The organism is Ruegeria sp. C11, assembly GCF_056537725.1.
The window spans coordinates 262,971-288,420 of sequence record NZ_JBQFSB010000002.1 but is presented as its reverse complement, the minus strand read 5'-3'; the positions used below and the strand labels follow the sequence as shown (position 1 = coordinate 288,420).

The 25,450-nt window shown below is 56.5% G+C and carries 22 protein-coding genes and 1 tRNA gene; 14 read left to right on the top strand and 9 right to left on the bottom strand.

Annotated elements, in window-relative coordinates; translation table 11 throughout:
- Positions 1–279: 279 nt before the first annotated feature.
- A complete protein-coding gene (gene miaA / locus ACR0NA_RS04650) occupies positions 280–1,173 on the bottom strand; it encodes a tRNA (adenosine(37)-N6)-dimethylallyltransferase MiaA (RefSeq protein ID WP_480726496.1) in 894 nt (297 codons plus the stop codon).
- A 97-nt stretch (positions 1,174–1,270) separates the two neighbouring features.
- Between miaA and pyrH the strand changes: the two genes are divergently transcribed.
- The 14 genes from pyrH to ACR0NA_RS04580 all read left to right on the top strand — a co-directional run bounded on the left by pyrH (position 1,271) and on the right by ACR0NA_RS04580 (position 17,475).
- A complete protein-coding gene (gene pyrH / locus ACR0NA_RS04645) occupies positions 1,271–2,023 on the top strand; it encodes a UMP kinase (RefSeq protein ID WP_170650221.1) in 753 nt (250 codons plus the stop codon).
- A gap of 246 nt (positions 2,024–2,269) precedes the next feature.
- A complete protein-coding gene (locus ACR0NA_RS04640) occupies positions 2,270–3,856 on the top strand; it encodes a BCCT family transporter (RefSeq protein ID WP_480726494.1) in 1,587 nt (528 codons plus the stop codon).
- 262 nt (positions 3,857–4,118) lie between these two features.
- On the top strand, positions 4,119–5,345 hold the full coding sequence (locus tag ACR0NA_RS04635; RefSeq protein ID WP_480726492.1) for an aminotransferase class V-fold PLP-dependent enzyme: 1,227 nt from the start codon (positions 4,119–4,121) through the stop codon (positions 5,343–5,345).
- A 266-nt stretch (positions 5,346–5,611) separates the two neighbouring features.
- Entirely contained in the window at positions 5,612–6,820 is a 1,209-nt protein-coding gene (locus tag ACR0NA_RS04630; RefSeq protein WP_480726489.1) for a class I SAM-dependent methyltransferase, read from the top strand.
- 16 nt (positions 6,821–6,836) lie between these two features.
- Positions 6,837–7,280, top strand: a complete 444-nt coding sequence (locus tag ACR0NA_RS04625) for a TrgA family protein (protein ID WP_480726487.1) — start codon at positions 6,837–6,839, stop codon at positions 7,278–7,280.
- Between the two features lie 30 nt (positions 7,281–7,310).
- Positions 7,311–8,429 carry an NUDIX domain-containing protein gene (locus ACR0NA_RS04620; RefSeq protein ID WP_480726485.1) on the top strand — a complete coding sequence of 373 codons (1,119 nt, stop codon included), beginning with the start codon at positions 7,311–7,313 and terminating at the stop codon, positions 8,427–8,429.
- A 71-nt stretch (positions 8,430–8,500) separates the two neighbouring features.
- Positions 8,501–9,535: a cysteine synthase A gene (locus ACR0NA_RS04615; RefSeq protein ID WP_480726483.1), complete on the top strand. Its 1,035-nt coding sequence runs from the start codon at positions 8,501–8,503 to the stop codon at positions 9,533–9,535.
- Entirely contained in the window at positions 9,535–11,985 is a 2,451-nt protein-coding gene (locus ACR0NA_RS04610) for a DUF3772 domain-containing protein (protein ID WP_480726481.1), read from the top strand. Before ACR0NA_RS04615 ends, ACR0NA_RS04610 begins: the two co-directional genes overlap by 1 nt.
- The gene (locus ACR0NA_RS04605) at positions 11,975–12,697 is read left to right on the top strand and encodes an alanyl-tRNA editing protein (protein ID WP_480726479.1); all 723 of its coding nucleotides are present in this window, start codon (positions 11,975–11,977) and stop codon (positions 12,695–12,697) included. Before ACR0NA_RS04610 ends, ACR0NA_RS04605 begins: the two co-directional genes overlap by 11 nt.
- 56 nt (positions 12,698–12,753) lie before the next feature.
- A tRNA-Ser gene (locus ACR0NA_RS04600) sits at positions 12,754–12,843 on the top strand.
- Between the two features lie 417 nt (positions 12,844–13,260).
- A complete protein-coding gene (locus tag ACR0NA_RS04595) occupies positions 13,261–14,988 on the top strand; it encodes an ABC transporter ATP-binding protein (protein ID WP_170650207.1) in 1,728 nt (575 codons plus the stop codon).
- A 94-nt stretch (positions 14,989–15,082) separates the two neighbouring features.
- Entirely contained in the window at positions 15,083–15,901 is an 819-nt protein-coding gene (locus ACR0NA_RS04590; protein WP_480726477.1) for a glycosyltransferase family 25 protein, read from the top strand.
- A gap of 150 nt (positions 15,902–16,051) precedes the next feature.
- Positions 16,052–16,420, top strand: a complete 369-nt coding sequence (locus tag ACR0NA_RS04585) for a group I truncated hemoglobin (protein ID WP_170650205.1) — start codon at positions 16,052–16,054, stop codon at positions 16,418–16,420.
- A complete protein-coding gene (locus tag ACR0NA_RS04580; protein ID WP_480726475.1) occupies positions 16,417–17,475 on the top strand; it encodes an adenylate/guanylate cyclase domain-containing protein in 1,059 nt (352 codons plus the stop codon). The genes ACR0NA_RS04585 and ACR0NA_RS04580 overlap by 4 nt, the downstream gene beginning before the upstream one ends.
- Positions 17,476–17,493: 18 nt before the next feature.
- Here the strand turns inward: ACR0NA_RS04580 and ACR0NA_RS04575 are convergent, their stop codons facing one another.
- From ACR0NA_RS04575 to guaA, 8 genes are all read right to left on the bottom strand, one after another.
- Positions 17,494–18,108: a TetR/AcrR family transcriptional regulator gene (locus tag ACR0NA_RS04575; protein WP_170650202.1), complete on the bottom strand. Its 615-nt coding sequence runs from the start codon at positions 18,106–18,108 to the stop codon at positions 17,494–17,496.
- Positions 18,101–18,970 carry a polyphosphate kinase 2 gene (gene ppk2, locus ACR0NA_RS04570; protein ID WP_480726472.1) on the bottom strand — a complete coding sequence of 290 codons (870 nt, stop codon included), beginning with the start codon at positions 18,968–18,970 and terminating at the stop codon, positions 18,101–18,103. Before ppk2 ends, ACR0NA_RS04575 begins: the two co-directional genes overlap by 8 nt.
- 49 nt (positions 18,971–19,019) lie before the next feature.
- The gene (locus ACR0NA_RS04565) at positions 19,020–19,973 is read right to left on the bottom strand and encodes an alpha/beta fold hydrolase (protein WP_480726470.1); all 954 of its coding nucleotides are present in this window, start codon (positions 19,971–19,973) and stop codon (positions 19,020–19,022) included.
- Positions 19,963–20,880, bottom strand: coding sequence for a homoserine O-acetyltransferase MetA (gene metA, locus ACR0NA_RS04560; RefSeq protein ID WP_480726469.1), 918 nt, complete (start codon positions 20,878–20,880; stop codon positions 19,963–19,965). The genes ACR0NA_RS04565 and metA overlap by 11 nt, the downstream gene beginning before the upstream one ends.
- A gap of 38 nt (positions 20,881–20,918) precedes the next feature.
- Positions 20,919–21,791 (bottom strand): ATPase, encoded by an 873-nt coding sequence (locus tag ACR0NA_RS04555; protein ID WP_480726466.1) that lies wholly within the window; start codon positions 21,789–21,791, stop codon positions 20,919–20,921.
- Between the two features lie 48 nt (positions 21,792–21,839).
- Complete coding sequence (locus ACR0NA_RS04550; protein ID WP_480726465.1) at positions 21,840–22,736, bottom strand: DMT family transporter; 897 nt, start codon at positions 22,734–22,736, stop codon at positions 21,840–21,842.
- Between the two features lie 77 nt (positions 22,737–22,813).
- Positions 22,814–23,701, bottom strand: a complete 888-nt coding sequence (locus ACR0NA_RS04545; RefSeq protein ID WP_480726463.1) for a DMT family transporter — start codon at positions 23,699–23,701, stop codon at positions 22,814–22,816.
- A gap of 122 nt (positions 23,702–23,823) precedes the next feature.
- On the bottom strand, positions 23,824–25,383 hold the full coding sequence (gene guaA / locus ACR0NA_RS04540; RefSeq protein WP_480726460.1) for a glutamine-hydrolyzing GMP synthase: 1,560 nt from the start codon (positions 25,381–25,383) through the stop codon (positions 23,824–23,826).
- Between the last annotated feature and the right edge of the window lie 67 nt (positions 25,384–25,450).

Genomic DNA, 25,450 nt, shown 5'->3' with positions numbered 1-25,450 from the left:
TTGTGAGATTCCGTTTTTGGAACGTTGGCATCCCCATGAACGGTATTCGGCAACAGAAATCGGACAACGTCAATGTTCGGAATCGGCATAGATTGCACAAAAACGACATTAGCGTTGAATGTGATCCTGATTTTCAATCATCTCAAACTGGGAAAGTCTCTGATTAATATAAAGATTTGCACCATCTCGGCGAATCTGGTCCGAGCACCCGCTAACAGGATGAATTCTTTTTCATTTTTCAGGGGCTAGCGGCTTTTCCGGCCGGGAAGGCGGGAAAAATTACCCCACGGAATCAACCGGGTACCAAGATTTCATGCGTGCACGAAACCACGTGCGTTGTCGTTTTGCGAACTGTCGTGTCGCAATTGTTGCCTTTTCCCGGGCCTCATCCAACGTCAGAGTGCCGTCCAGATGAGCCACCAGTTCAGGTACGCCAATTGCCTTGCAGGACGGCAATGACGGATCGTACAGGTCCCGCATGGCCGCGACTTCGTCCAGTGCGCCCTGTTCAAGCATCTGATCGAAGCGGCGCGTTATGCGACCCAGCAGCCAGTCCTTTTGCACGTCGAATACCAGAGGCACGGCATCCGCCAGCCGCAATGTGGGCGGGGGAGTATCGGCCTGCCATTCGGCAATCGACCGCCCCGTTGCGCGCTGAACTTCCCAGGCGCGCTGAACGCGAACACGGTTTAGCGTGTCGATGCCCTGCGCGGTAATCGGGTCAATTCCGGCAAGCAAATCGGCATGTGTCATCGAATCGGCCTCGGCCCGAACCTCGGGCGGGGTCGCCGGAATGTCGGCCATCCCTTCGGTCAGCGCCGTGAAATACAGCCCCGTCCCACCAACGATGATCGGCCGCCGATCACCGGATAGCAGCGGCACAACCTCGCGCAGCCAGTGACCGGTGGAATAGGTCTGATCGAACGGAACGTGCCCATATAACAGATGTGGCGCACGCGCTTCCTCGTTCACCGAGGGGCGGGCGGTGATGACCCGCCAGCAATCATAGACCTGACTTGCGTCAGCATTTACGATAACCCCGCCAAACCGCTCGGCTATTTCCAGCGCCAGCGCGGATTTCCCGGATGCGGTCGGGCCGGCAATCAGCACCGGTTTCCCATCCGCAATCGCCGGAAGCCGATCCAAAAGCCGCGTCGCAGAGTTCTCAGCCATATGTGATTGCCTTATTCCCAACCATCCGCATTGAACCCACGGGGCTTTTGCTTCATTTTGCGCCGGAAATTAACCCCGTGCCAGCCCGGAGCGCAACATGAGCCTTTCCTCGACCATCGAAAACACGGAAATCCCCAAACCCAAGTACAGCCGCGTCATGCTCAAGATTTCGGGTGAAGCGTTGATGGGGGATCAGGGATTCGGGCTTCACCCCCCAACCGTCCAGCGGATCGCGAAAGAGGTGAAGTCGGTGCACGATCTGGGCGTCGAGATCTGCATGGTGATCGGCGGCGGCAACATCTTTCGCGGCCTCAGCGGTTCGGCACAGGGGATGGAAAGGACAACCGCGGACTATATGGGCATGCTGGCAACGGTCATGAATGCACTGGGGATGCAATCGGCGCTGGAAGAGGTCGGCGTGTTCACCCGCGTCATCTCGGCCATCCGCATGGATGAGGTCTGCGAGCCCTACATCCGTCGCCGCGCTGTCCGTCACCTTGAAAAGAAACGGGTCTGCATCTTTGCAGCCGGGACCGGAAACCCGTATTTCACAACCGACACCGCCGCGACCCTGCGCGCCAACGAAATGGCGTGCGAGGCGATCTTTATGGGCAAGAACGGCGTTGACGGTATTTACGACAAAGATCCCAAAACCAACGATGACGCAGTGCGCTATGATACGGTGTCTTATGACGATGTTCTTGCCAAAAGGCTCAAGGTCATGGACGCCTCGGCCATTGCGCTGGCGCGTGACAACAATCTGCCTTTGATCGTTTTTGGGCTGGACGAACCCGGCGGGTTCCGGGGCATTCTGGCCGGTGAGGGCACCTATACCAAGGTTCAGGGGTAAACTCGAAAATCCGTAATTCGGGAAAAGGCCGGGCAATTAGCCCGGCCTTTTTTGGTTTGATTCACCTGAATCGTCCGAGGCTTCAGCTCGCAGTGTCCTTCTCGAACTTTCCATGTGGGTCCGGGTCGGAACCTTATGACGTTTTTGTGCAAAATGTCGTTTTCCGCTATCATCCTGTCTTGCCGGGAGAGCCCCGAAAAATTGCATTCCTTGAGAAGATGAATGTTCATTGGAGAGGAAGAGACAATGTCTGAAAGTACAGAAACCGACTATGAAGTCGGTCAGGACAATGTCCAGATATTAGGTCTGGATGTCCACAATCCGGTTTTTGCGGTATCGGGACTGACAATCGTAGCCTTCGTGTTCTTCTCGCTCGTGTTCCGCGAGCAGGCGAGCGAATTCTTCGGTTGGCTGCGGCCCGCTTTAACCAGCAACTTCGACTGGGTTTTCATGATTGCCGCGAACATCTTTGTCGTGTTTTCGCTGCTGCTAATCGTAACCCCATACGGTTCGATCCGTCTTGGTGGTGACGACGCAAAACCCGATTACAGCTATGCGGGCTGGTTCTCGATGCTGTTTGCTGCCGGGATGGGAATTGGTCTGGTGTTCTGGGGGGTCGCCGAACCTATTTCACATTACGGCGCGTCCCTGGGCGGCGTCGCAACGGGCGAGGATGGCGTGCGCACCGACTGGGCGCCGCTGGGTGCAGGGCTGGAAGATCCCGAAGCCTCAAAGAAACTGGCCATGGCGGCCACCATTTTCCACTGGGGTATGCACCCTTGGGCGGTTTATGCCGTGGTCGCACTTGCTCTGGCGTTCTTCAGCTTTAACCGTGGATTGCCGCTGACCATGCGCTCGGTCTTTTATCCGCTGTTCGGCGAGGCGACATGGGGCCCTCTGGGGCACATCATTGACGTGCTGGCGGTGTTTGCCACCATCTTTGGTCTCGCAACCTCTCTGGGTCTGGGCGCGACACAAGCGCTGGCCGGTCTGAACTATCTGTTCGACGTGCCGATCACCGACGGGATGAAAGTGTTGCTGATCGTGGTGATCACCGCATTTGCGTTGGTCTCGGTTGTTGCCGGTCTGGACAAGGGCGTCAAACGTCTGTCCGAGGCCAACATGATCCTGGCCGCAGCCCTGTTGCTTCTGGTTCTGATCGTTGGTCCGACACTGGCCATCCTGACCGGCTTTTTCGACAGCATGATCGAATATGTCATCGCACTGCCCACTTTGGCCAATTGGGTCGGGCGCGAAGACACCAACTTTCTGCAGGGCTGGACCACGTTCTACTGGGCGTGGTGGATTTCCTGGTCACCGTTCGTCGGCATGTTCATCGCCCGCATTTCTCGCGGTCGTACCGTGCGCGAATTCGTCACCTGCGTCATCCTGATCCCGACCGTCGTCGGCGCGCTGTGGATGAGCGTCTTTGGCGGCGCGGCGCTGGATCAGGTCATGTCCGGTTCGGGTCAGGCGCTTTCCGATGCGGCACTTGAACTGAAAATGTTCAAGATGTTCGAAGCGTTCCCGATGACGGGCCTGCTGTCCTTTGTTGGTATCATTCTGGTCGTCGTGTTCTTCGTGACCAGTTCCGACTCGGGCTCGTTGGTGATCGACACCATCACTGCAGGCGGCAAGACTGATGCACCCACCGCGCAGCGCGTGTTCTGGTGCATTCTGGAAGGTGCCATCGCCATCGTTCTGTTGCTTGGTGGCGGTCTGGGTGCGCTTCAGGCTGCGGCCATCGCCACGGGCTTTCCCTTTGCGATCGTTCTGGTTCTGATGTGCGTATCCATTTTCATCGGCCTTGCGAACGAGCGTCGCCGCCGTTGATCGTCGGATAATCTGACAACTAAAGCCCCGGTACTTTGCCGGGGCTTTTTCTTTGCGGATCAAAGCCTCAATTCTGGTCCGCGCTGCGGTGGCGCTGTTGGTGCCGCTGAAATAGGGCGCGTCTTTGAGCCGCGAAAATTTGGCTTGAAGAGGCGGCGGTGATCCATCACTTCTGCTGAAAGCTCTGCCGCAGTTCCGAATACGACCGGACCAAGGGCAGGCGGCCCCCGTGCTGCGGGCATAAGTTGAGGAGAATCGAGTGATGACTGCACTGGACGTCGATTTTGTAAGAGCCCAGTTCCCGGCGTTTTCCGAACCGGATTTGCAAGGGCAGGCGTTTTTTGAAAATGCCGGTGGCTCCTATACCTGCAAGCCAGTGATCGACCGGCTGAACCGGTTCTACACTCAGCGCAAGGTCCAACCCTATGCGCCTTATGCCGCAAGTCAGCTAGGCGGGCAGGAAATGGACGAGGCACGGCATCGCATGGCCGCAATTCTGGGGGTCGAGAGTGACGAGCTGAGCTTTGGTCCCTCAACAACGCAGAACACCTATGTTCTTGCGCAGGCCTTTCGTCAGTGGATGCAGCCCGGCGAAGCCATCGTGGTGACCAATCAGGATCACGAAGCGAACTCGGGGCCCTGGCGGCGGCTGGCCGATGCTGGCATCGAGATTCGTGAATGGCATATCGACCCGGACACCGGATCGCTGAACCCGCAAGATCTGGAAAACCTGCTGGACGAAAAGGTTCGGCTGGTCTGTTTCCCGCACTGTTCGAATGTGGTGGGTGAAATCAATCCGGTCACTGAAATCACTGCCATCGCCCACGCTGCAGGGGCATTTGTCTGTGTTGATGGCGTCTCGTACGCGCCGCACGGGTTTCCGAATGTCGGTGACCTAGGGCCGGATATCTATCTGTTTTCGTCATACAAGACCTATGGCCCGCATCAGGGCTGCATGGTCATTCGGCGCACGCTGGGCGAGATGCTTCCGAACCAGGCGCATTTCTTCAACGCCGATGTGCTGTACAAGCGCTTTACGCCTGCCGGGCCGGACCACGCCCAAATTGCCGCAAGCGCCGGAATGGCGGATTACGTGGAACTGCTCTGCGACCACCATGGCGGGCCGTCCTCGGATGAGGCTGCGCAAGGCGAATTCGTTCACGACCTGATGCGTGCCCACGAAGTTGAATTGCTGCAGCCCCTTCTGGATGCCGTGAAAGACCGGAACGCCGTGCGCCTGATCGGGCCGTCCGATGCCTCGAAACGTGCCCCGACTGTTGCCCTGTCGCTGAATGGCGCGGCTGAACCAGTCGCCGCCGAACTGGCAAAATACGGCATCATGGCCGGCGGTGGGGATTTCTATGCCGTCCGCCCGCTTCAGGCGATGGGGATCGAACCTGACAAGGGTGTTCTGCGCCTCAGCTTCACGCACTACACCTCACGGACGGAAATCGATCAGCTACTCGACGCGCTGGACCGCGTTTTATAGACCGCTCTGCATATCCCGGGCGATCCGGTAATGACCCGGCGTCCCTGTTTCCGGTCGACGAATGCCCAAATGGGATTAGATAAAATAGGACAGTCCCGGATGGTCCGGGGCCGAAAAACTCTTGTGTCCTGCCCGGTGATAAACTCCGGGCTCGCGCCGCTCGCAATCGGCGCTTTTGGCCCCAAAAACTCCGGTAACGAACTGAAAACTTGCCAGAAACGGAATCTCGGCCTAGCTTGACTGAGACGCCGCAAAGGGGAGAGCGGATGGTTCATACATCGACAGAAGGGCAGGAAAATCTTCCAAGATACTTTGCCCAGGTCATGAATATGCTGCGCCAGATGGAGGCCGGCCGGTTGGATATCGCATTACCCGATGGTCGGGTGTTCCGGTCCGAAGGCGCGCAACCCGGTCCCGTGGCGCGAATTGACGTGCACGATCCGGATGTATTCGCGCGCCTGATCCGCGAGGGCGATCTTGGGTTTTCGGACGCCTACCTCGAGGGCGAATGGAGCACTCCGGATCTGCGCGCCTTCATGGATCTGATACAACGAAGCGGAGACGCCGTTTACGACGATTTCACAGGGAGCTTTCTGATCCGCGCCTACGAACGCCTAAGGTTCTGGCTCCACAGCAACCACAGGGCGCAGGCCAAAAGGAATATTTCCTACCATTACGATCTGGGGAACGATTTCTACTCACTCTGGCTGGATGACACGATGACCTACTCCAGCGCAATCTTCGAAACCGGACAGGAAAGTCTGGAAAAGGCGCAAACGGCCAAGTACGCCAGTCTGGTTGATGAGATGGAGGCCAAGCCCGGTGACCACATTCTGGAAATCGGCTGCGGCTGGGGCGGGTTTGCGGAATATGCCGCAAAGGAACGTGGTTTGCGGGTGACAGGGCTGACCATAAGTCAGGAACAGTTCAACTACGCTTCCCAAAGGATTGAAAAAGCAGGTTTATCTGACCATGTACAGTTCAAGCTGCAGGATTATCGCGACGAGCGGGGGCAATATGACGGGATCGCCTCGATCGAGATGTTCGAGGCGGTTGGACAAAAATACTGGCCCGTTTATTTCGAAACGGTGCGCGACCGGCTCAAGCCTGATGCAAAGGCGACCCTTCAGATAATCACCGTCGCCGACAAACGGTGGGAGGTGTACCGGAACGGCGTTGATTTCATTCAGAAATATATCTTTCCGGGCGGCATGCTTCCGGCGCCCCGGGTCCTGCGACAACAGATCAGTCAGGCCGGTCTGCACCTCGTCCGGTCCAAGGAGTTCGGCAAAAGCTATGATCTGACCCTGCGCCGCTGGTACGACACATTCAACGAAAAGTGGGACCAGATCTCGGACATGGGCTTTGATGAGCGTTTCCGCCGCATGTGGAATTTTTATTTGACGGCGTGCGGCGCAGCCTTTGACACCGGTAATTGCGATGTGACACAGATCACTATTGCAAGACCCAGATAGGAACCGGACGCCCAATATGCCTACAGCTTCCCGCCTCGTTGCTGCCGTTTGTCTGGCGGTATTGGCCTTTTTCGTGTCAGGGCAGATCATCGACCACACGCCCGATGAAAGGGATTTCGGCTATTTCACACCAGCCAATATGGCAATCGGGTTCATCTGCGGCTGGGTGGTAATGGGCAAACGCGCAGGTCGCGGGATAACGCCAGCCATCAACAACGGACTGACGGGTGCGGCCTCCATGGTGTTCTGGGGCCTGTTTTCGCAGGGCACTTACGAGATGTTCCGCCTTGCCATGCGCCATCGCTATGACGGCCCGTTCGAGGCAGTGCTGGCCATTTTCAAGATCGGCATAAACTATGCCTACGAATTTCTGCTTTACCCGCAAATCATCTGGACCCTGCTGATCGGTGCCTTATTGTCCGGCCTGCTGACCGAAGTGGCGTCGCGCCGCTGGCGGTAAGCGGAACCCGATCAAAGAAAGCCTGAACATTTGTCCGATCTGTTTTTCTACGGAACGTTGCGCTACGTGCCGCTGCTTGAGCTTGTGCTGGGGCGTCCCGCGTCCGAAATCGACCTGTCGCCCGCAGTGCTTCACGATCATGCGGCCCACGCGGTGCAGGGTCAGATGTTTCCCATGATCATGAAACAGCCCGGCGAACAGGCCGAGGGCGTGCTTGTCCGGGGTCTTAGCGAGGATGATATTCAGCGGCTTGTCTTTTACGAAGGCGGCTTCGATTACGATCTGGAACCCAAACTTGTGGAATTGCCGGACGGAAGTACCGCAATGGCGCAGGTGTTTTTCCCTGAACCCGGCCTATGGCGGTCGGGACCGCTTTGGTCGTTGCACAGATGGGTGGATGAGTGGGGTGAGATCACTCTGAATGCGGCCGAGGAAGTCATGGCCTATTTCGGGCGTGTGGATGCAAAACGGATCGCACGCAGTTTCCCGGCGATCCGCAACCGGGCCTGGGCGCGGGTTGCCGCCCGGCAGCGGGGGCAGGCGGGTCAGCGCGATGTCAGCAAGGACGTGGTCGTGCACCGGCACACCCGCGCCTATATCGATTATTTCGGTATGGAAGAGATGGAGCTGCAACACCGTAAGCTGGACGGCAGCATGAGCGAGGTCCTGAGCCGAAATGGTCTGATGCAAGGCAGCGCCGTTGTCGTTCTGCCCTATGATCCGGTACGGGATTCGGTGCTGTTGGTCGAACAGTTCCGGCCTCCGGTCTATATGATCGGCGACCCCGAACCGTGGATGTGGGAACCCGTGGCGGGCATGATCGACCCCGGAGAATCGCCCGAAGCCGCCGCTTGCCGCGAAGCGCTGGAAGAGGCACATGTGCAACTGGATGCGCTGAAACCCGCAGGCAGGGCCTATTCCTCCAGCGGCTCGTCCACCGAATACGTCTATCTCTTTGTTGGGCTAGGAGATCTGGATAAAACCATCGACAATGGCGGGCTCGCCACTGAAGGAGAGGATATTCGCAGCCGCATCCTGCCATTTGACGAATTCATGGCGCTTGTGGATGCCGACCGCTTCAAGGACCTGCCGCTTCTTTCACTGGCGAATTGGCTTGCACGACACCGTGACAGCCTTCGGCTGAATTGACAGTATCCCCGCTTGAGCTTGTCGCGGGGCGCCTGTACATCTGACCAGCATATTGAATTCATGAGGGCACCATGCGCATTGCACGAGATCTGGCGGACGCCGTTGGCAAAACACCTCTGATCCGGCTGCGCCGTGTCAGTGAAGAAACCGGTTGTGAAATTCTGGGCAAGGCCGAGTTCATGAACCCGGGCCAGTCTGTCAAAGACCGCGCCGCGCTTTACATCATTCGTGACGCCGTGGCGCGCGGCGACCTGAAGCCCGGCGGAACCATTGTCGAAGGCACCGCAGGCAACACCGGCATAGGTCTTGCGTTGGTCGGGGCATCGATGGGGTTCAAAACCGTGATCGTGATTCCGGAAACCCAATCGGAAGAGAAAAAGGACATGCTGCGCCTGGCTGGTGCGCAGCTGGTGCAGGTGCCGGCAGCACCCTATCGCAACCCCAATAACTTCGTTCACTATTCCCGCCGTCTGGCCGAAGAACTTGCGCAGACCGAACCGAACGGTGCGATCTGGGCCAACCAGTTCGACAATGTGGCCAACCGTCAGGCCCATGTCGAAACCACCGGCCCCGAAATCTGGGAACAGACAGATGGCAAAGTGGATGGCTTTGTTAGCGCGGTGGGGTCCGGGGGCACTCTGGCGGGCGTTGCCGAGGCATTGCAGCCCAAGGGCGTCAAGATCGCCCTGGCCGACCCGATGGGCGCTGCGCTCTATTCCTATTACACAACCGGTGAACTAGCGATGGAGGGGGGCTCGATCGCCGAAGGCATCGGTCAGGTACGCATCACCAAAAACCTCGAGGGGTTCACACCGGACTTTTCCTATCAGGTCACCGATAACGAGGCGCTGCCATACATCTTTGACCTGCTGCGTGACGAAGGGCTGGTCATGGGCGGTTCAACCGCGATCAATATCGCCGGTGCAGTGCGGCTGGCCAAGGACCTGGGGCCGGGCCATACCATCGTCACCATCCTTTGTGATTTTGGCACCCGCTATCAGTCCAAGCTGTTCAACCCGAACTTCCTGCGTGAAAAAGATCTTCCCGTTCCCGACTGGATGACCGAAGCACCGCGCAGCATTCCGGGTGTGTTCGAGGACGTGTGATGTTCAGGCCCATCCGCCTGTATCTGACCATCCTGACGCTCTTTCTGATGGGGCTGGGCGGCCTTGCGTCGGCCCAGCTGTCAGAACAGCAAACTGAATATTATCAGAACTGGGTCAAAACCGCGGACCGGGCCGAAGCGGTGGTGAACGCCGATCGCGCATCCAATGCCGCGATGGAGAAATTGCGTTCTGAAATAAGTAATTACCGCGATATCTTCAACAAGGCGCGTACAGCAAATACCGAGCGCATCCAAACCCTTGAAAGTCAGCTCAAGGCGCTGGGACCCAAGCCCGAGGACGGCTCGGAAGACCCGCCTGACATCGCTCGATTGCGTGAACATCTGGACGAGCAGCTGAACCAATTGCGGGTACCCCGCATAATCTCGGAAGAGGCCTATAATCGCGCCAACGGCCTGATCAATGAGATCGATCGCATTATCCGGGACCGGCAAACGAAGACTTTGCTTGAACGCGGCCCGTCTCCGGTAAACCCGCTGTATTGGCGAGGGGCGTGGACAGATGTTCAGGAAGCCGTTCGTGCCCTTGTCAACGAAACCGTCAAGAACCTTAAAACCGACGTGGCCGCCGAGCGGATGCAAGAGCGCGCGCCCGCAATTATCGCATTGGTTCTGGTGGCCACGGTTTTGCTGGTATTCGGAAAAAGATGGTCCGAACGGGGCGGCGATTTCCTGCGCCGGCTGGGCGGACGGGGCACCGGTGTCTGGGCCTTTGTCATCTCGCTGTTTCGCATCATCCTGCCGTGGCTGGGCGTGGTCGCCTTGACGGCGGCCGTGTCGCTGACCGGTGTGCTGGGTTTGCGTGGCACGTTGCTATTGCAACAGGTTCCATACTGGGCGGCAATTATCCTGTACTTTGACTGGATCGGCCGACAGATTTTCGTGATGGGCGCGGCCTATAACTTCAAAAGGCTCAGCTCCCGTCAGATCTCGGAGTTGCGGGTTTATATGGATCTGCTCGCGATCATGCTGGTTCTGCATGACATGGTCATACAGTTCGAGCAGATCGAGAATATTTCTGACGCAACCCGCGCAGTGGTCGGGTTTCCAATCATAGTGATAACGGCTCTGCTGCTGCTGCGCGTGCGCCGGGTGCGTCAGGTCGACAAAACAGCAACCGAGGCAGATCAGGAGGCATCTTCGCGCACTGCCGGTTTCAGCCAGATGATCGAGGTTTTCCGCCGGTTGATGCTATTGCTCGGAATTGCGTCGCCAATTCTGGCCATGATCGGGTATTCAAACGCTGCCGAAGCTATCGTTTATCCGGCTGTCAAAACTCTGGCGCTGATTGCCGCGTTTTTCATCCTGCAGCGTTTCATCAGCTCGGTTTACGGCTGGATAACAGGGCAGGGCGAGGCCGCGCGGGATTCGCTGTTTTCCGTGCTTGTTGGCTTTGCGCTTGCATTCCTGTCCTTACCGGTCCTCGCCATTTATTGGGGCGCACGGGAAACCGATCTGATCGAGGCATGGAAACGCCTTCTACAGGGGTTCGACATTGGCGGCGTCACCATTTCGCCCACCAATTTCCTGACGTTCATCGCGGTATTTTTGATTGGATATTCGCTGACCCGTCTGTTGCAGGGTGGGTTGCGCAACTCTTTGTTGCCAAAGACCAGCATCGATCCGGGTGGGCAGAATGCCATCGTATCGGGCACGGGCTATGTCGGGATTTTTCTGGCTGCCCTTGTGGCTATCACTATCGCCGGGTTTGATCTGTCCTCGCTCGCCATTGTCGCCGGTGCGCTGTCAGTCGGGATCGGCTTTGGGCTTCAGACCATCGTGTCCAACTTTGTGTCGGGTATCATCCTGCTGGTGGAGCGCCCGATCTCCAAAGGGGACTGGATCGATGTGAACGGAATGATGGGCTATGTCCGTGACATCTCGGTCCGTTCCACGCGCATCGAGACATTCGACCGTTCGGATGTCATCGTTCCCAACTCGGACCTGATCAGCGGTGTGGTTACGAACTATACCCGTGGCAACACCGTGGGGCGGGTGATCGTGCCGGTTGGTGTCGCCTATGGGACTGATACGCGCAAGGTCGAAACCATTCTTGGCGAGATCGCGAACGCGCATCCTATGGTTCTGGCCAACCCGGCGCCCAGCGTTGTGTTTCAGGGTTTCGGAGCGGATTCACTCGATTTTGAAATCCGGGCGATCCTGCGGGATGTAAACTGGGTGCTTTCGGTCAAATCCGACATGAACCACGAGATAAATCGCCGCTTTGTCGAAGAGGGCATCGAAATTCCATTCGCTCAGCGCGATATCTGGCTGCGCAACCCCGAAACGCTGCGCCCACACCCTCAGGCGCAGGGACCGGTCAAGCCTGTTGACGATCCTGCTCCAAAGCAAAGCGAACCAACCCGTGCAAGCAAGTCCCCCATCGAAATGACAGAGGGCGACATGGATACCGGAGGCGGTGATGAGTACTAAGATGCTTTTTCGTGATGACGCCTATCTGCGTCAGGCCGATGGCGTTGTTCAATCTCTGACTGCGGACGGCGGTATCATTCTGGATCAATGCCTGTTCTATCCCACGGGCGGCGGCCAGCCCGGCGATCAGGGTCGTCTGGACTGGGACGGTGGATCGCTTGAGGTCAAAACCACGATCAAAGGGGATGAGGGCGCTGTAGTACTCGTCCCGGCAGAGGGCAGCGAATTGCCGCCCGTTGGTATGAGTGTCCGCCAAAGCCTCGATTGGGATCAGCGGTTCGGAAACATGCGCGTTCACACGGCGCTACATCTTCTGTCGGTGGTCATCCCGCTGGAAGTATCAGGAGGGTCCATTAGCCCGGTCAAGGGCAGGCTGGATTTCAACATGCCCGAAGCGCCGCAGGACAAGGATGCACTGCAGGCCCAATTGCAGGAACTGATCGACCGCGATCTTGGCGTGAGCGAAGAATGGATCACCGATGCGGAACTGGATGCCAATCCGGGACTGGTCAAAACCATGTCCGTGTCGCCCCCGCGCGGCAGCGGTCGGGTACGTCTGGTCAGAATCGGGCAGGGCGATGCGCAGGTCGATCTGCAACCCTGCGGTGGGACGCATGTTGCCAGCACGGCAGAAATCGGGCGCATCCGTCTGGGAAAGATCGAGAAAAAAGGCAAACAGAACCGTCGGGTTTATTTGCATCTGGATGACTGAATTCGGCGCAAACGGGCCTTGCAAATCCTGTTGCGATGGTTCAAATACCCCGGCACGGAGAGGTGGCCGAGTGGTCGAAGGCGCACGCCTGGAAAGTGTGTAGGCGGGAAACCGTCTCCAGGGTTCGAATCCCTGTCTCTCCGCCATTCCCCCTAAGGTGACACAGCGTTTTGAAGCGGCCAAATGTCACCAATTACAGATCAGTGTAGCCGGTAACAGTGGAAATCTTACCCTTCAGCAACTATCTACGCGTCCAGTGAAATGACAGAGGGACAGTCCTGGCACCGGTTCGGGCGCTTGCGGGTTGGTACAATTCGGAACGTGGTGTTTTTGTAGATGTACAAAACGAAAGATCTGTGTTGAAACCCCCGTACCATACGGCGGCCAGGCGATATGATCCTTGCCCGGCTCCGAACTGAAAAGTATCTAACTTGAATGGGTTCCGGGTGGGCCTTAGGTCAGACAGGGCGTCCAGAAACTCTTGATGTGTATGGAAACAGGCTTTGCTTAACGCGAAAACAAAATTTCTCGACCAAATCGAAAGCTCAATTCTGTGGCGCCTGATGCGTGAAAGCCTGCCGTCGCAGAAAGTGCTTTACACCATTGCCGTAATAGCAATGGTTTTTGTCGCCGCAACGACAGCCGCGGTCGCCTATATTATGCGGGATGTCGTCGACTCGTTGTTTGAATCGGACAACCAGGCCAAGGTTTTTGGTGTAGCCTCGGCTGTCTTCCTGATTTTTCTGGTCAAGGGCCTGTCCACCTATGTGCAGGTGGTCGCGCTGAGCCGTGCAGGTAACCGCATTGTGGCGCAGCAACAGATCAAGTTGTACGACAAGCTTCTTCGTCAGGGGGTATCCTTCTTTAATCTGACGGAAAGCTCGGACCTGTTGATGAAGGTCACCATGTCGGCTCAGGCCGCAAGACAGGTCGTTAACCTGATGGTCACAACCGTCGTCAGGGATTTTCTGACATTGATCGGCTTGTTGGCAGTTATGTTCTATCAGCAGCCTGTTCTTTCGCTGTTTTGTCTGGTCATCGGTCCTCTGGCGATATGGGGAGTAAGGGTCCTGTTGCGGAAGGTCAGGGAACTCGTTCACCAAGAAACGCAATCTCTGGCCGAAATCATGAAGGTCATTCAGGAGACATCCAGAGGTATCCGGGTGATCAAAGCGTTTGCGTTGGAAGCACGCATGGCGAACCGAATGTTCAGTGCGGTGAAGCAGGTTGAAAAGCGGCAGAACACGATATCACGCCTTGAAGCCGTGACCAGCCCACTGATGGATGTTCTGGCCGGGTTTGCGGTTGCCGCCGTCATCGCGCTGAGTGCTGCAAAACTGTTCGGCTCGGATGCATCGACACCAGGTGAACTGATGTCGTTCGTGACCGCATTGATGATGGCCTATGAGCCAGCAAAACGCCTGTCGCGCGTTCGCGTGTCGCTGGAGGTCGGTTTGCGCCGTGTCCAGATGATGTTCACCCTGCTGGACCAGCCGGAAACACTTGCCGAAGATAAACACCCCAAGGTTCTGGCCGAAGGCCCGGGTGTGATCAGCTTCAGGGATGTGACTTTTGGCTATAGGGACGATGAATTGATCCTGAAGAATTTGGACCTCGATTTCCCTGCCGGTAAGACTACGGCGCTGGTTGGTCCGTCGGGCGGGGGCAAATCGACAATCCTGAACCTTGCACTGCGCCTGTATGATCCGAATTCGGGTGAAGTGCTGATTGATGGTAGCAGCATCAAGGGCGCAACGTTCGAGTCTTTGCGCAAGAAGATGTCATTTGTCGGACAGGACACGTTTTTGTTCTCGGCTTCGATTGCTGACAATATTCGTCTTGGGCGGGCCGACGCGACCGATGACGAGGTAATCGAAGCGGCAAAAGCCGCCAATGCCTATGATTTTATTATGGCGTTGCCGGAAGGCTTTGATACGCTTGTGGGTGAGGATGGGTCCTTTTTGTCCGGTGGACAAAAACAGCGACTGTCCATTTCAAGGGCCCTTCTGCGGGACAGCCCGATCTTGCTGCTGGACGAACCGACCAGCGCATTGGATTCCCGATCCGAACACCTTGTTCAGGAGGCTCTCAGAAGGTTGACCAAAGACCGGACGACGATCATCATCGCGCACCGTTTGTCTACTGTTCTGGATGCGGATCAGATCGTTGTGATTGACAGTGGTTCGGTTGCTGAGATCGGTACCGCCAAGGAACTGCTGGACCGACCCGGGCAGTTCCGGAACCTGTATGAGCAACAGTACAAACATGCGCTGGTATCCGGAGAAAGCTAGGATGCTGCGTGCCTGTCATGTTGGCCGGACATCAGGGGAGTATGTCTGTAATCTGGCAGGCGCGGGTTTCTAGCATCCAAAAGAAAGAACGCCGATGACCGACGTTTTCTATATCAATCTGGATCGCGTTCCCGCCCGCAGAACGTTTATGGAGGGGCAGTTTGCCAGGGTCGGAATTTCAGGTGCCACAAGGGTCAGCGCCACTGACGCTAGCCTACCCGGCGCGTTGGAGGGCAACGGCTACGTGCCGGGAACTGGCAGCCGTTGGGGCCTGACACCCAGCGAAATCGCGTGTTTCGAGAGCCACAAGAAGATCTGGCAGCAGGCAGTTGCGCAGGGCCTGCCCGCCATCGCGGTGTTTGAGGACGACGTAGAATTTTCGCAGCATTCTGCTGAGTGCATCCGGAATGTTCTGGCCACGCCTCAACACTATGATCTGGTAAAATTTGACTATTCGCCGCGCGCGCTTCGGTTCGGTCCTGAGCGCGATATCAACGGTATCAATGTTCGGCCTTTGCTTGAAATGGCACCTAGCGCGGCGGCCTATGCATTGTCTCTGGAAGGGTGCAGAAAGTTGCTTGCTTGGTCGGATAGGTATTCGGATCACCTTGACGATTTTGTACTCATGCCGCGATCCGGATGGAAAATGTATCAGTGTTTTCCAGCTGTCGGGGTTCAGGTGATCTGGTCCAAGTCGCAAGAGACTTCCGGGGCGTCTGTAAAAACAAGCGAACGGACGCAGGACAAAACGATCAATAGTGGCCTTGATAAAGGTCCGCTTTGGTTTCGCGCACGCCGCGAATTGATTGCAGCCGGTCGGAAATTGCGTTGGCGATCTGGTGGTGAGGCTAGCTTGCTCAGACAGGGCGGATTCAGTGGGTTTGTTCCGGTCGCTGCGGACCTGAACGTCTAAAAATTGCGATAGAAAACACATCGCAAAATACCGAAGAATTCTTACGGCCCCAGAGCCACTGCCATTGATTTGTTCAAAAAAGTTAACAAACAGGGCATTATGATCTAACCTTTGACTATGATTGGCTAATGCAAAGGTAGTTTGTGGGTTATGAGCCAGACGATTTATGAAAAGTATGGCGGGTTTAAAACGATAAGCCGGATTGTCATGGCATTTTACGAAATGGCATTGGATTCTGATCAGATCGGCGAGTATTTCACGGACATCGACCTGCCGCGCCTGATCGACCACCAGACAAAATTTGTGTCATCATTGGTTGGCGGACCGGCCTCGTTCAGTGACGAGAGGATCGAAGCCGTCCACCGCCATCTGAATATCTCGCATGCCGATTTTGACGAAATGGCGGAACTGTTCGCAGAGGTTCTGTCAGGTCACGGTATGTCAGATGCAGATGTGAAGGTGGCGATGGCAGCGATCGAGGAAAAACGCTCGATCATCGTCGCCAGAGATGCGGCATGAGCATTTCTGCAATCAACGAGCACCTATTGCGGGCCATTGGCGTAGGCGTTGCAGTAGTACGGGCGTCAGATTTCAGCTTTGTCTTTCACAACGAGCCATTTGGAGAGTGGTTTGGCGTGCCTGAAAGTGGTCAGACACTGAAAGACATATTGCCTGATCTGGACCCGGTAGAGTTGGACAAGGTTCGCGATGCGGGTCTGCGATACTCGGCTGAGCTGCATATTAAGCCAAAGCGGCGAACGCTGATCTTTGCCACGACAATTTCAATGGCGAACTCACTGGATGAGAAAATTCTGGTGGTTGAATGCCAGAACATCACGCGCATCCGCGAACTGGAAAGCATGATTGACAGCTATTCGACCATGGTCGAACGCAACACGCGGGAGCTGGAGCGTGAAAAGGAGAGGGTGGAGCGGCTGTTACTGAACCTGATGCCGCGGTCGGTATACGAGGAATTCAAGACATTCGGTGTCGTTACCCCCCAGTTGTATGAGCAGGTTTCGGTGGTCATGCTGGATTTCGTGAACTTCACCGACTTTGCCGCCCGGACGGACCCAACCATCACGCTGAGCGAGTTGAACGACATATTCACGGCCTTTGACCGCATCGTCGAGCAATTCGGTTGTGAACGGATCAAGACGATCGGTGACGCCTATCTGGCGGTATCGGGGATGCCCGATGCCACGCCTGATCACGCAACGGCTGTGGCACATTGTGCTGTACGTTTCCTGCGATACCTTGAAAGGCGCAACGAAAGCCATCCGAACAAATGGCAGGCCCGGATCGGGTTGGGGACGGGTGCGGCGGTCGGGTCGGTCGTCGGTATTCAGAAATACGTCTATGACGTTTTCGGACCAGCGGTAAACATGGCCTCACGTCTACAGGTCTTTGCCAATCCGATGAAAATCGTGGCTCCGGAAGAAATGAAGTTCGCCTTGATCGACGAATTTCAGGTGGCTGATCTGGGCGCGGTGGACATAAAGGGTATGGGTGAGATGGACCTGATCAGTGTCACGTCCAGTCTGCGATCCCCGCAGCCCAGCGGATGGATCTGATCGCTTAAATTTACTGTTTCATTCGTCGTGGGGTATCAGCCCCAGACCGCGAAGATATATGCCGATGCCGGTCTCAAGCAGGTCTTCCGGAGGAAATGGCGAGCTGGCACCAGTATTGCGGGCGTAAAGTTCCACGACACCGTGGCTCATCGCCCAGATATGTGCGCTGAACATTGAGGCCGGGGGACGTTGTTCCGGTGGGATATGTTCAGAAAGATCAGCTGCTGCTTTCTCCAGAACACTCTTTGCCCTGTTGGCCGCGGCGGCCAGTTCGGGCGTTCGGTTGACCGATATGCCGCTTTCGAACATGGCGATATAATGGCCTGGATGCTTGCGCGCAAAAGCCAGGTAGGCGCGGCCCGTCGCCTCGAATGCGGCTAGGGCTGACGGCTGGCCTTTGTCATAGGCGAACTGCATCAGATCAGCGAACATTTCGAACCCCTGTCGCGCCGCTTCGGCAATCAGGTCTTCGCGCCCGTGAAAATGCCGATAAACGGCTGCCGGTGTAACGCCGGCGGTTTTGGCCGCTTCGGACAGGGTGAAACCGGTTGGACCTTTTTCCTCGATCAGCCGTAACGCGGCGTCGATAAGGGCCTGTTTGAGGTTTCCGTGATGATAGCCGCGTTTAGGCATCCCAGATATCAGGGCCTCCGCAGATTTTGGTATCTGTCTTGCCCACGGCGTCTTTGTCTTTTTCGTCGTAGTCCAACGCGTTCAGAACGGTGCGGATCGCGGCCAGTCTGGCGCGTTTCTTGTCATCTGACCGAATGACCGTCCACGGGCATATATCGGAATGGGTTCTGGTCAGCGTTTCGGAAATCGACTGAGTGTATTCGTCCCACTTTCCCAGCCCGGCAATGTCGATGGGGCTGAGTTTCCATTGTTTCAACGGGTCGGTTTCCCGTTTGAGAAAGCGATTCAGCTGTTCGGCGCGACCCACGTTCAGCCAGAATTTGAACAGCTGGACGCCATCGTTTACCAATCCGGCCTCCAGCGGCATGACCTGCCGGAAAAAGCGTTCACGTTCCTCGGCTTCGCAAAAGCCAAAAACGTTTTCAACGACGCCGCGATTGTACCAACTGCGGTCAAAGAACACGATTTCCCCGCCCGAGGGCAGGTGAGAGATATAGCGCTGAAAATACCATTGGCTTCGCTCGGCATCCGAGGGCTTGGCCAGTGCAACTACACGCGCGCCACGTGGATTCAGGTTTTCACGGAACCTTTTGATTGTACCGCCTTTTCCGGCGGCGTCCCGGCCTTCAAAGACAATTGCGATACGCTGGCCGGTCTCCTTCACCCATGATTGCAGTTTGACCAGTTCGATCTGCAGTGAGTCCATCTGGTCGTCATACTCTTTGCCTTTCATCCGTTCGTCATACGGATAGGTGGGGTTGAGGATGTCGCCCTTATCCGAACCTTCAATGGCCGTGCGAATCTCTTTCGGTGCGTCTTTGGAGAAGTACTCCTGAATCGAACCTTTTTTTGATCGCGCCATATGATGCCTCGTAATGAATCCGGTACGTTACTATGGAATGTGAATCCGGTTAACGCAAACCCGCACGTTCCGCAGCGCGGTCGATTGCTGCGGCAACTTCGTCCGCCGCGACGACCTGAGGCATGTGGCCGATTCCGTCCAACTGGATCAGTTCCGCGCCGGGAATTTCCTGGGCAAGCCGTTCTGAATGCCTTGCAACGCCGACGGTTTCGTCGGCCGTGCCGTGAACGATTTCGGTCGGCACGTTGATCTGGCCATAGAGCGGTTGCAACTCTTCAATTTCCTGTGCCAGATTTGCCCGTTGCAACGCGTTGGAATGCATCGAGCCCCGGCGAAGCGTCAGACCCGGCCCGAAGTGATCGATATATCCCTCGGGCGTCTTCTGTGGGGCGAAAACTTCGTCCAGTGCGCTTTCGACAAACCAGTCGGGGACGAAGGCAGTAATCAGGGGAAGCGCGACAGCGCTGCCGACCGGATTTGACGCCATGCGATTGAAGTAATCCAGCGGTTCATCCCAAGGGTGCGAGGCTGGAGCGATGGGGACCAGCGCCGAAATGTGATCTGGCTGGCCGACAGCCCAAGCAAGCGCGACCGAACCACCATAGCTTTGCCCGGCAACGATCGGTTTGTCGGCACCGAGTTGCGCCGCTGCGCGTTGCAGGATGGCGGCCTGTTCCAATATGGATTCGCCGTTCGGGTCGAAACTTCCGGAATAGCCAAGCCCGGGGCGGTCGAAAACGATGACGCGGAAGTTCTCGGCCAGAATCGGCGCCAGGGCAAAGGTCATATCGCGCGTGTTGCCGCTGGAACCGTGGATCAGAACAACATCCGGACCTTCGCCCATCACAACCGCATGGACCGGTACGCCATCTACGTCCAGAATTTGCCCTTCCGGAGGAAACTGTGACTCTGCTGATGCCTCATGCCGCGCCGCCTTCCAAGCGGTGAGCATTGCCAGGCCTACGATCAGCAGACCCAGAGTTATGAGAACTTTAGTGGCCAATTTTGCTCATATCGAATGGGGTGGTCTGATAGATTTCGTTGATCCAGTTTCCATATAGAAGGTGCGCGTGGCTGCGCCAGCGATTTTGTGGCGTGTTGCCGGGGTTGTCATCCGGATAATAGTTGATTGGCACGTTGATCGGCGTCCCATTGGCCACGTCGCGGTCATATTCCTGCTTCAGCGTATCACTGTCGTATTCGAAGTGGTTGAATATATAGAGCGCGCGATGGGTCTTGTCCTGGACAAGACACGGACCAACCTCTTCACTGCCAAGGAGGGTTTTGAGACCCGGCGCGACGTCAATCTCGGCCTGCTTCATCTCGGTCCAGCGGCTGACGGGAATAACACAGTCGTCAGAAAATCCGCGTAAGAATGGAGAAGAGGGGGCAAGGTTCAGGTGCCGGAAGCAGCCAAACGCCTTTGCGTCCAGCATGTGTTTACGCACCCCGTGGAAGTGATTGATCATCGCCATTCCGCCCCAGCACACTCCGAATGTGGAATGGACGTTGGTTTGCGTCCAGTCAAATACCTGGCTGATTTCATCCCAATAGGTGACATCACCAAATTCGAGGTGCTCGATCGGGGCGCCGGTAATAATGAGACCGTCGAACTTTTCTTCCTTCACCTCCTGAAACGGACGATAGAACTCTTCCATGTGTTCGGCAGCGGTATTTCTGGTCTGATGCTCGGTCATCCGGATCAGCGACAATTCGATCTGCAGAGGCGTCGCACCGATCAGACGGGCGAATTGGTTCTCCGTCTGAATTTTCTTGGGCATCAGATTCAAAAGGCCAATTCGCAGCGGCCGGATATCCTGCCGGGCGGCCTGATCGTCGGACATGACCATGACGCCTTCCTTTGTCAGGACGTCATAAGCGGGCAGGTCGGATGGGATTTTGATCGGCATTGGCTCGGGCTTTTGATGTAACGAATGAAATCGGGAACTTAGGGGCGGTCGGCCTGGGTCTCAAGTGTGCGTTCGATCAACTCATCGAAATCACCGGCATCGCGCACGTTGGAGATGTCGTCGGCAGTCACCGTCACACCCCAGTTTTGTGCCATCGCCTCGTATCGTGGCTGACGGTGGGCCAAGGCACGTGCATAGGTCCAGCGGATAAAGGCATCTGGGTCGACGTCTGCCTCGGAACAGCCCTGCTGATCCAGATATTCGATCCAGACCCGGCCCAGAAATTCGGATTGGTAGGACATAGGCTTGGGGGCCTTGTCGAACCGGCGGACAAGCTCTTCGGTATGGGCGTCGTCGCCCTTGATCCAGATCATCAGAGTCTGCCGTGAAAGTTCGGAAAGAACCTTGTCGTTGGGGTCATCGGGGTTGACCCATTCGCAGATCGAACCGCCGGTGTCACAGATGAAATGGGGATAGCCGTACAGGCGTTCCGCGCGATCTACGAAGTACTCTGTGTCCAGCAGCGCGTGAATTTCGGCCAGTCGGAACTGTTCCTGCCTGCGGCTGTATTCGGTCATCTCAAGCCCGCCAAGGGCCGGGTTTCCCGGCTTGCCGAGGTATGTGGAAACCGGCGTCAGGTTCTCAAACGATATGTTCGAGCCGATATAGATCGAGTCCGACAAAAGCAGATCGCGCAGAAACGGCACTTTCATGGCTTCGGCTTTGGCGTTGTCGGTGATGTATTCACCCATATAGCGCGTGCCGATCCGGTAATCGATCGAGTAGTGGAACCACTGGCCAGAGTCGCGCAGGATGTTCGAGACATAGGTTTTTCCAAGCCCGGACATGCCGAAGAAAAGCACTTTCTTCCGCGCCGCATTGCGCCATTCACCAGCCGAGCCGTAGATCATGTCCCGATGTCCCTTTTTCGCCCTTGCTAGAACGGGGACAGGGCGGCGTCAATTGCGCTGGCCTGATCTGTTCAGGATTACAAGGCCGACCGCAAGCAGCGCAAATCCTGCATACGCCTGCGGCTGCAACGCTTCGTTCAGCATCACGGAACCAAGCAGAATTGCGACTGGCGGGATAATGAGCGTTACCAGCATCAGATTACCGCTGCCCGCCATCGCCAGAACCCGATAGTACAGCAGATAGGCACCTGCGGTTGCGAACAGCGAATAATAGGCAATCGCACCCCACGTTTCGAGTGGCAGGGCCAGTGTGGGCACTCCGTCAAGATATATCGTGATTGGCAACAGACACAGCGTCGACGTCGTCAGCATCCCGGCGGCAGCAACTTGCGGAGAGAGGGAAGACAAGGTTTCGCGCGCCCAGGCCGCCGCAAGCGCGTAGGACACGGTGCCCGCGATCACCGCCATTTGGGCCGCGCTGCGCAGGTCGAACTGAATCAGGTTCCCAAGGCCGATGGCGGTGGCAACACCGAGAAAGCCCAGCCCGACACCCAGAACCCGCCCTTTGGTCAGTTTTTCATCGGGAAACCAGATGGCAGCGACGACGATTCCGAAGATTGCCGTCATGGCATTCAGGATCGAGGTAAGGCCGCTTTCGATATACAGTTGGCCCCATGCCATCAACGAAAACGGAATGACGTTGTTCAACAACCCCATCACCAGAAACGCGCCCCAGATGCGGGGCGACAGGGGGACCTTCAACCGCATTACCCAGACTATCAGCCAAAGCGCCAACATTGCCCAGAACGTTCGGTGCAAAACCGAGGTCATGACGGGAACGGTATCGAGTGCAATCCGGATTGCGACGAAAGATGCGCCCCAGATCACGCCTAAAAGGATCAGTTCAAGCCATGCCTGCGATGAAAGTGTTTTTTGAGTTGTCATGATTACTTTTGTGCATTTTTCGTTTCGGGCATCGACCCGAAACATGCGCAAATCTCTGGCAGCGACGGAATTTCGCTTCAGGCATCCTTTTGAGCCTGAACACGGCTTTCGGATCTCAGGTTCATGGTGATACCTGCAAAAATAATGGCTGCTCCGAATATGGTCCAATAGTCCAGGGATTCGCCGTAAAGCAGCATTCCGATGATCGCAATGGTCGGCAGGCGGGCAAAGTCAAAAGGTATGACAACCGTGGCTGGGGCGATCGCAAGGGCGTTGGTAATACAATAATGGGCCAGCAATCCTGCGCATCCGACAAGAGTGAGGAAAGGCAGGGTTGTCATCGTGGGCAAGGTGATCTCACCGTCCAGTCCCGACGCCGCAAGCCCCAGTATGGCCTGCATTCCGGTCAGCCAGAACATGATGCATCCGATCGAAGCGAACCGCGTCAGCTTTTTTGTCGAAATAGTCGTCAGGGCGAAAAATACTGCAGACAGCCCGGCAGCGATGACGCCCGGGTTCAATGTCGTTGCACCGGGGCGTGCGACGATCAAAATTCCGATGAAACCAATGACGGCGGCAGTGATGCGCACGGTTGTCAGACGCTCTCCCAGCAAAAGTGGTGATAGGACGATCACCCAAAGCGGTTGCGTGAATTCCAAGGCAAAGACCTGAGCCAGAGGGGCGGCTACGACGGCAAAGAACCAAAGGTTCTGACCAACGAAGTGCAAGCTGTTCCGGATCGCGTGCAAACCCAGATGGCGGGTAGAGACCTGATGCCATTGACCGCCGAACGACAGGACGATCCATACGATGACCGCACCGATGACACTGCGATACATCATGATTTCGAATGTATCGTGCGTGACGCTCAGTTCCCGCCCGGCGATGGCCATGGCCGAGAACGAAGCGATGGCTCCGGTCATCCACAGTGCGGCCTTGCCGATTTGAGCCTTGCCCTGATCCATCCTTTCCCTCCTGCGGACACGAGGAACCGGAAAGGGCAGGATGGTCAAGTGCAATCACAAAAAGATGGAAACTCTGCGACTGGAAATGGAAAGGCCGGGCAATTGCCCGGCCTTCTTTCAACTCATTCCCACTCGATCGTTCCGGGTGGTTTCGACGTGATGTCATAGGTGCAGCGGTTGATACCCTTGACCTCGTTGATGATGCGCGTTGCGGTCTCGCCGAGGAAATCGTGGCTGAATGGATAATAATCAGCCGTCATCCCATCGACGGATGTCACCGCTCGCAACGCACAGGCGTAGTCGTAGGTGCGCCCGTCGCCCATGACGCCCACAGTGCGGACGGGCAGAATAGCGACGAAAGCCTGCCAAATTTCATCGTAGAGGCCATGTTTGCGAATCTGGTCGATATAGATTGCATCGGCTTCACGCAGAATTTCCAGCTTTTCGCGTGTGATCTCTCCGGGGCAGCGGATGGCCAGACCCGGGCCGGGGAAGGGGTGGCGACCAATAAAGCTTTGCGGCAGGCCAAGTTCGTGTCCAAGGGCTCGGACCTCGTCCTTAAAAAGTTCCCGGAGCGGTTCGACAAGCTTCAAACCCATCTTTTCCGGCAGGCCGCCTACATTGTGGTGCGATTTGATAGTGACCGACGGGCCGCCACTGAAAGACACGGATTCGATCACATCAGGGTAGAGTGTGCCCTGAGCAAGGAATTCTGCGCCGTCGATCGTGTCGGCGTGTTTCTGGAACACGTCGATGAAAAGCTTGCCGATGATCTTGCGCTTGGTTTCCGGATCGCTTTGTCCGTCCAGCTCTCCCAGAAACAGCTCACTCTCATCCGCGTGAATGAGTTGTATATTGTAGTTGTCCCGGAACATCGAGACGACTTCCTGCGCCTCATTCTTGCGCAGCAGGCCGTGGTCGACGAATACGCAGGTCAGTTGGTCACCGATGGCCTCGTGAATCAGGATCGCAGCCACCGAACTATCAACACCGCCGGACAGACCGCAGATGACTTTCTTATCGCCAACCTGTTCGCGGATTTTGCGGATCATCTCATCGCGATAGGCGCCCATGGTCCAGTCGCCTGTAAAGCCCGCCAACCTGACGAAGTTTTCGTACAGCTTTGCGCCCTTGGGCGTGTGGTGAACCTCAGGGTGGAACTGTACCGCGTAGAAGTGGCGGTTTGTGTCGGCGGTTATGGCGTAAGGTGCGTTAGGGGAGGTGCCGTAAACCTCGAAACCCGGGGCGATTTCGCTCACGTGATCGCCGTGGCTCATCCAGACCTGTTCGTCCCCATCGGCAAACCAGCCGCCCAGCAAATCCAGATCACCTTTGGGGGTGACATAGGCACGACCGAATTCCGCCGTACCATGTCCACTTTCCACTTTGCCGCCCAACTGGTGCATCATCACCTGCTGACCGTAGCAGATACCCAGAATCGGAACGCCGTAGTCAAAGATTTCTTGTGGGGCGCGCGGTGAACCTTCGCGTGTAACGCTGTCGGGCCCGCCTGAGAAAATCACGGCCCTTGGTGCCATTTCTCGAACAACGTCCATCGTGACGTTCTGGTACGGGTGAATTTCACAATAGACGTTCAGTTCGCGCAGGCGGCGAGCGATCAGCTGCGTCACCTGGCTGCCGAAGTCGATGATCAGAAGGCGGTCATGGGATGTCTGGCTCATGACTGGCTCTTAGGTCGCAAGTCTTGCATGTGCAAGCAGAATAAGGTCGTTTGTGGCCACGTACAGG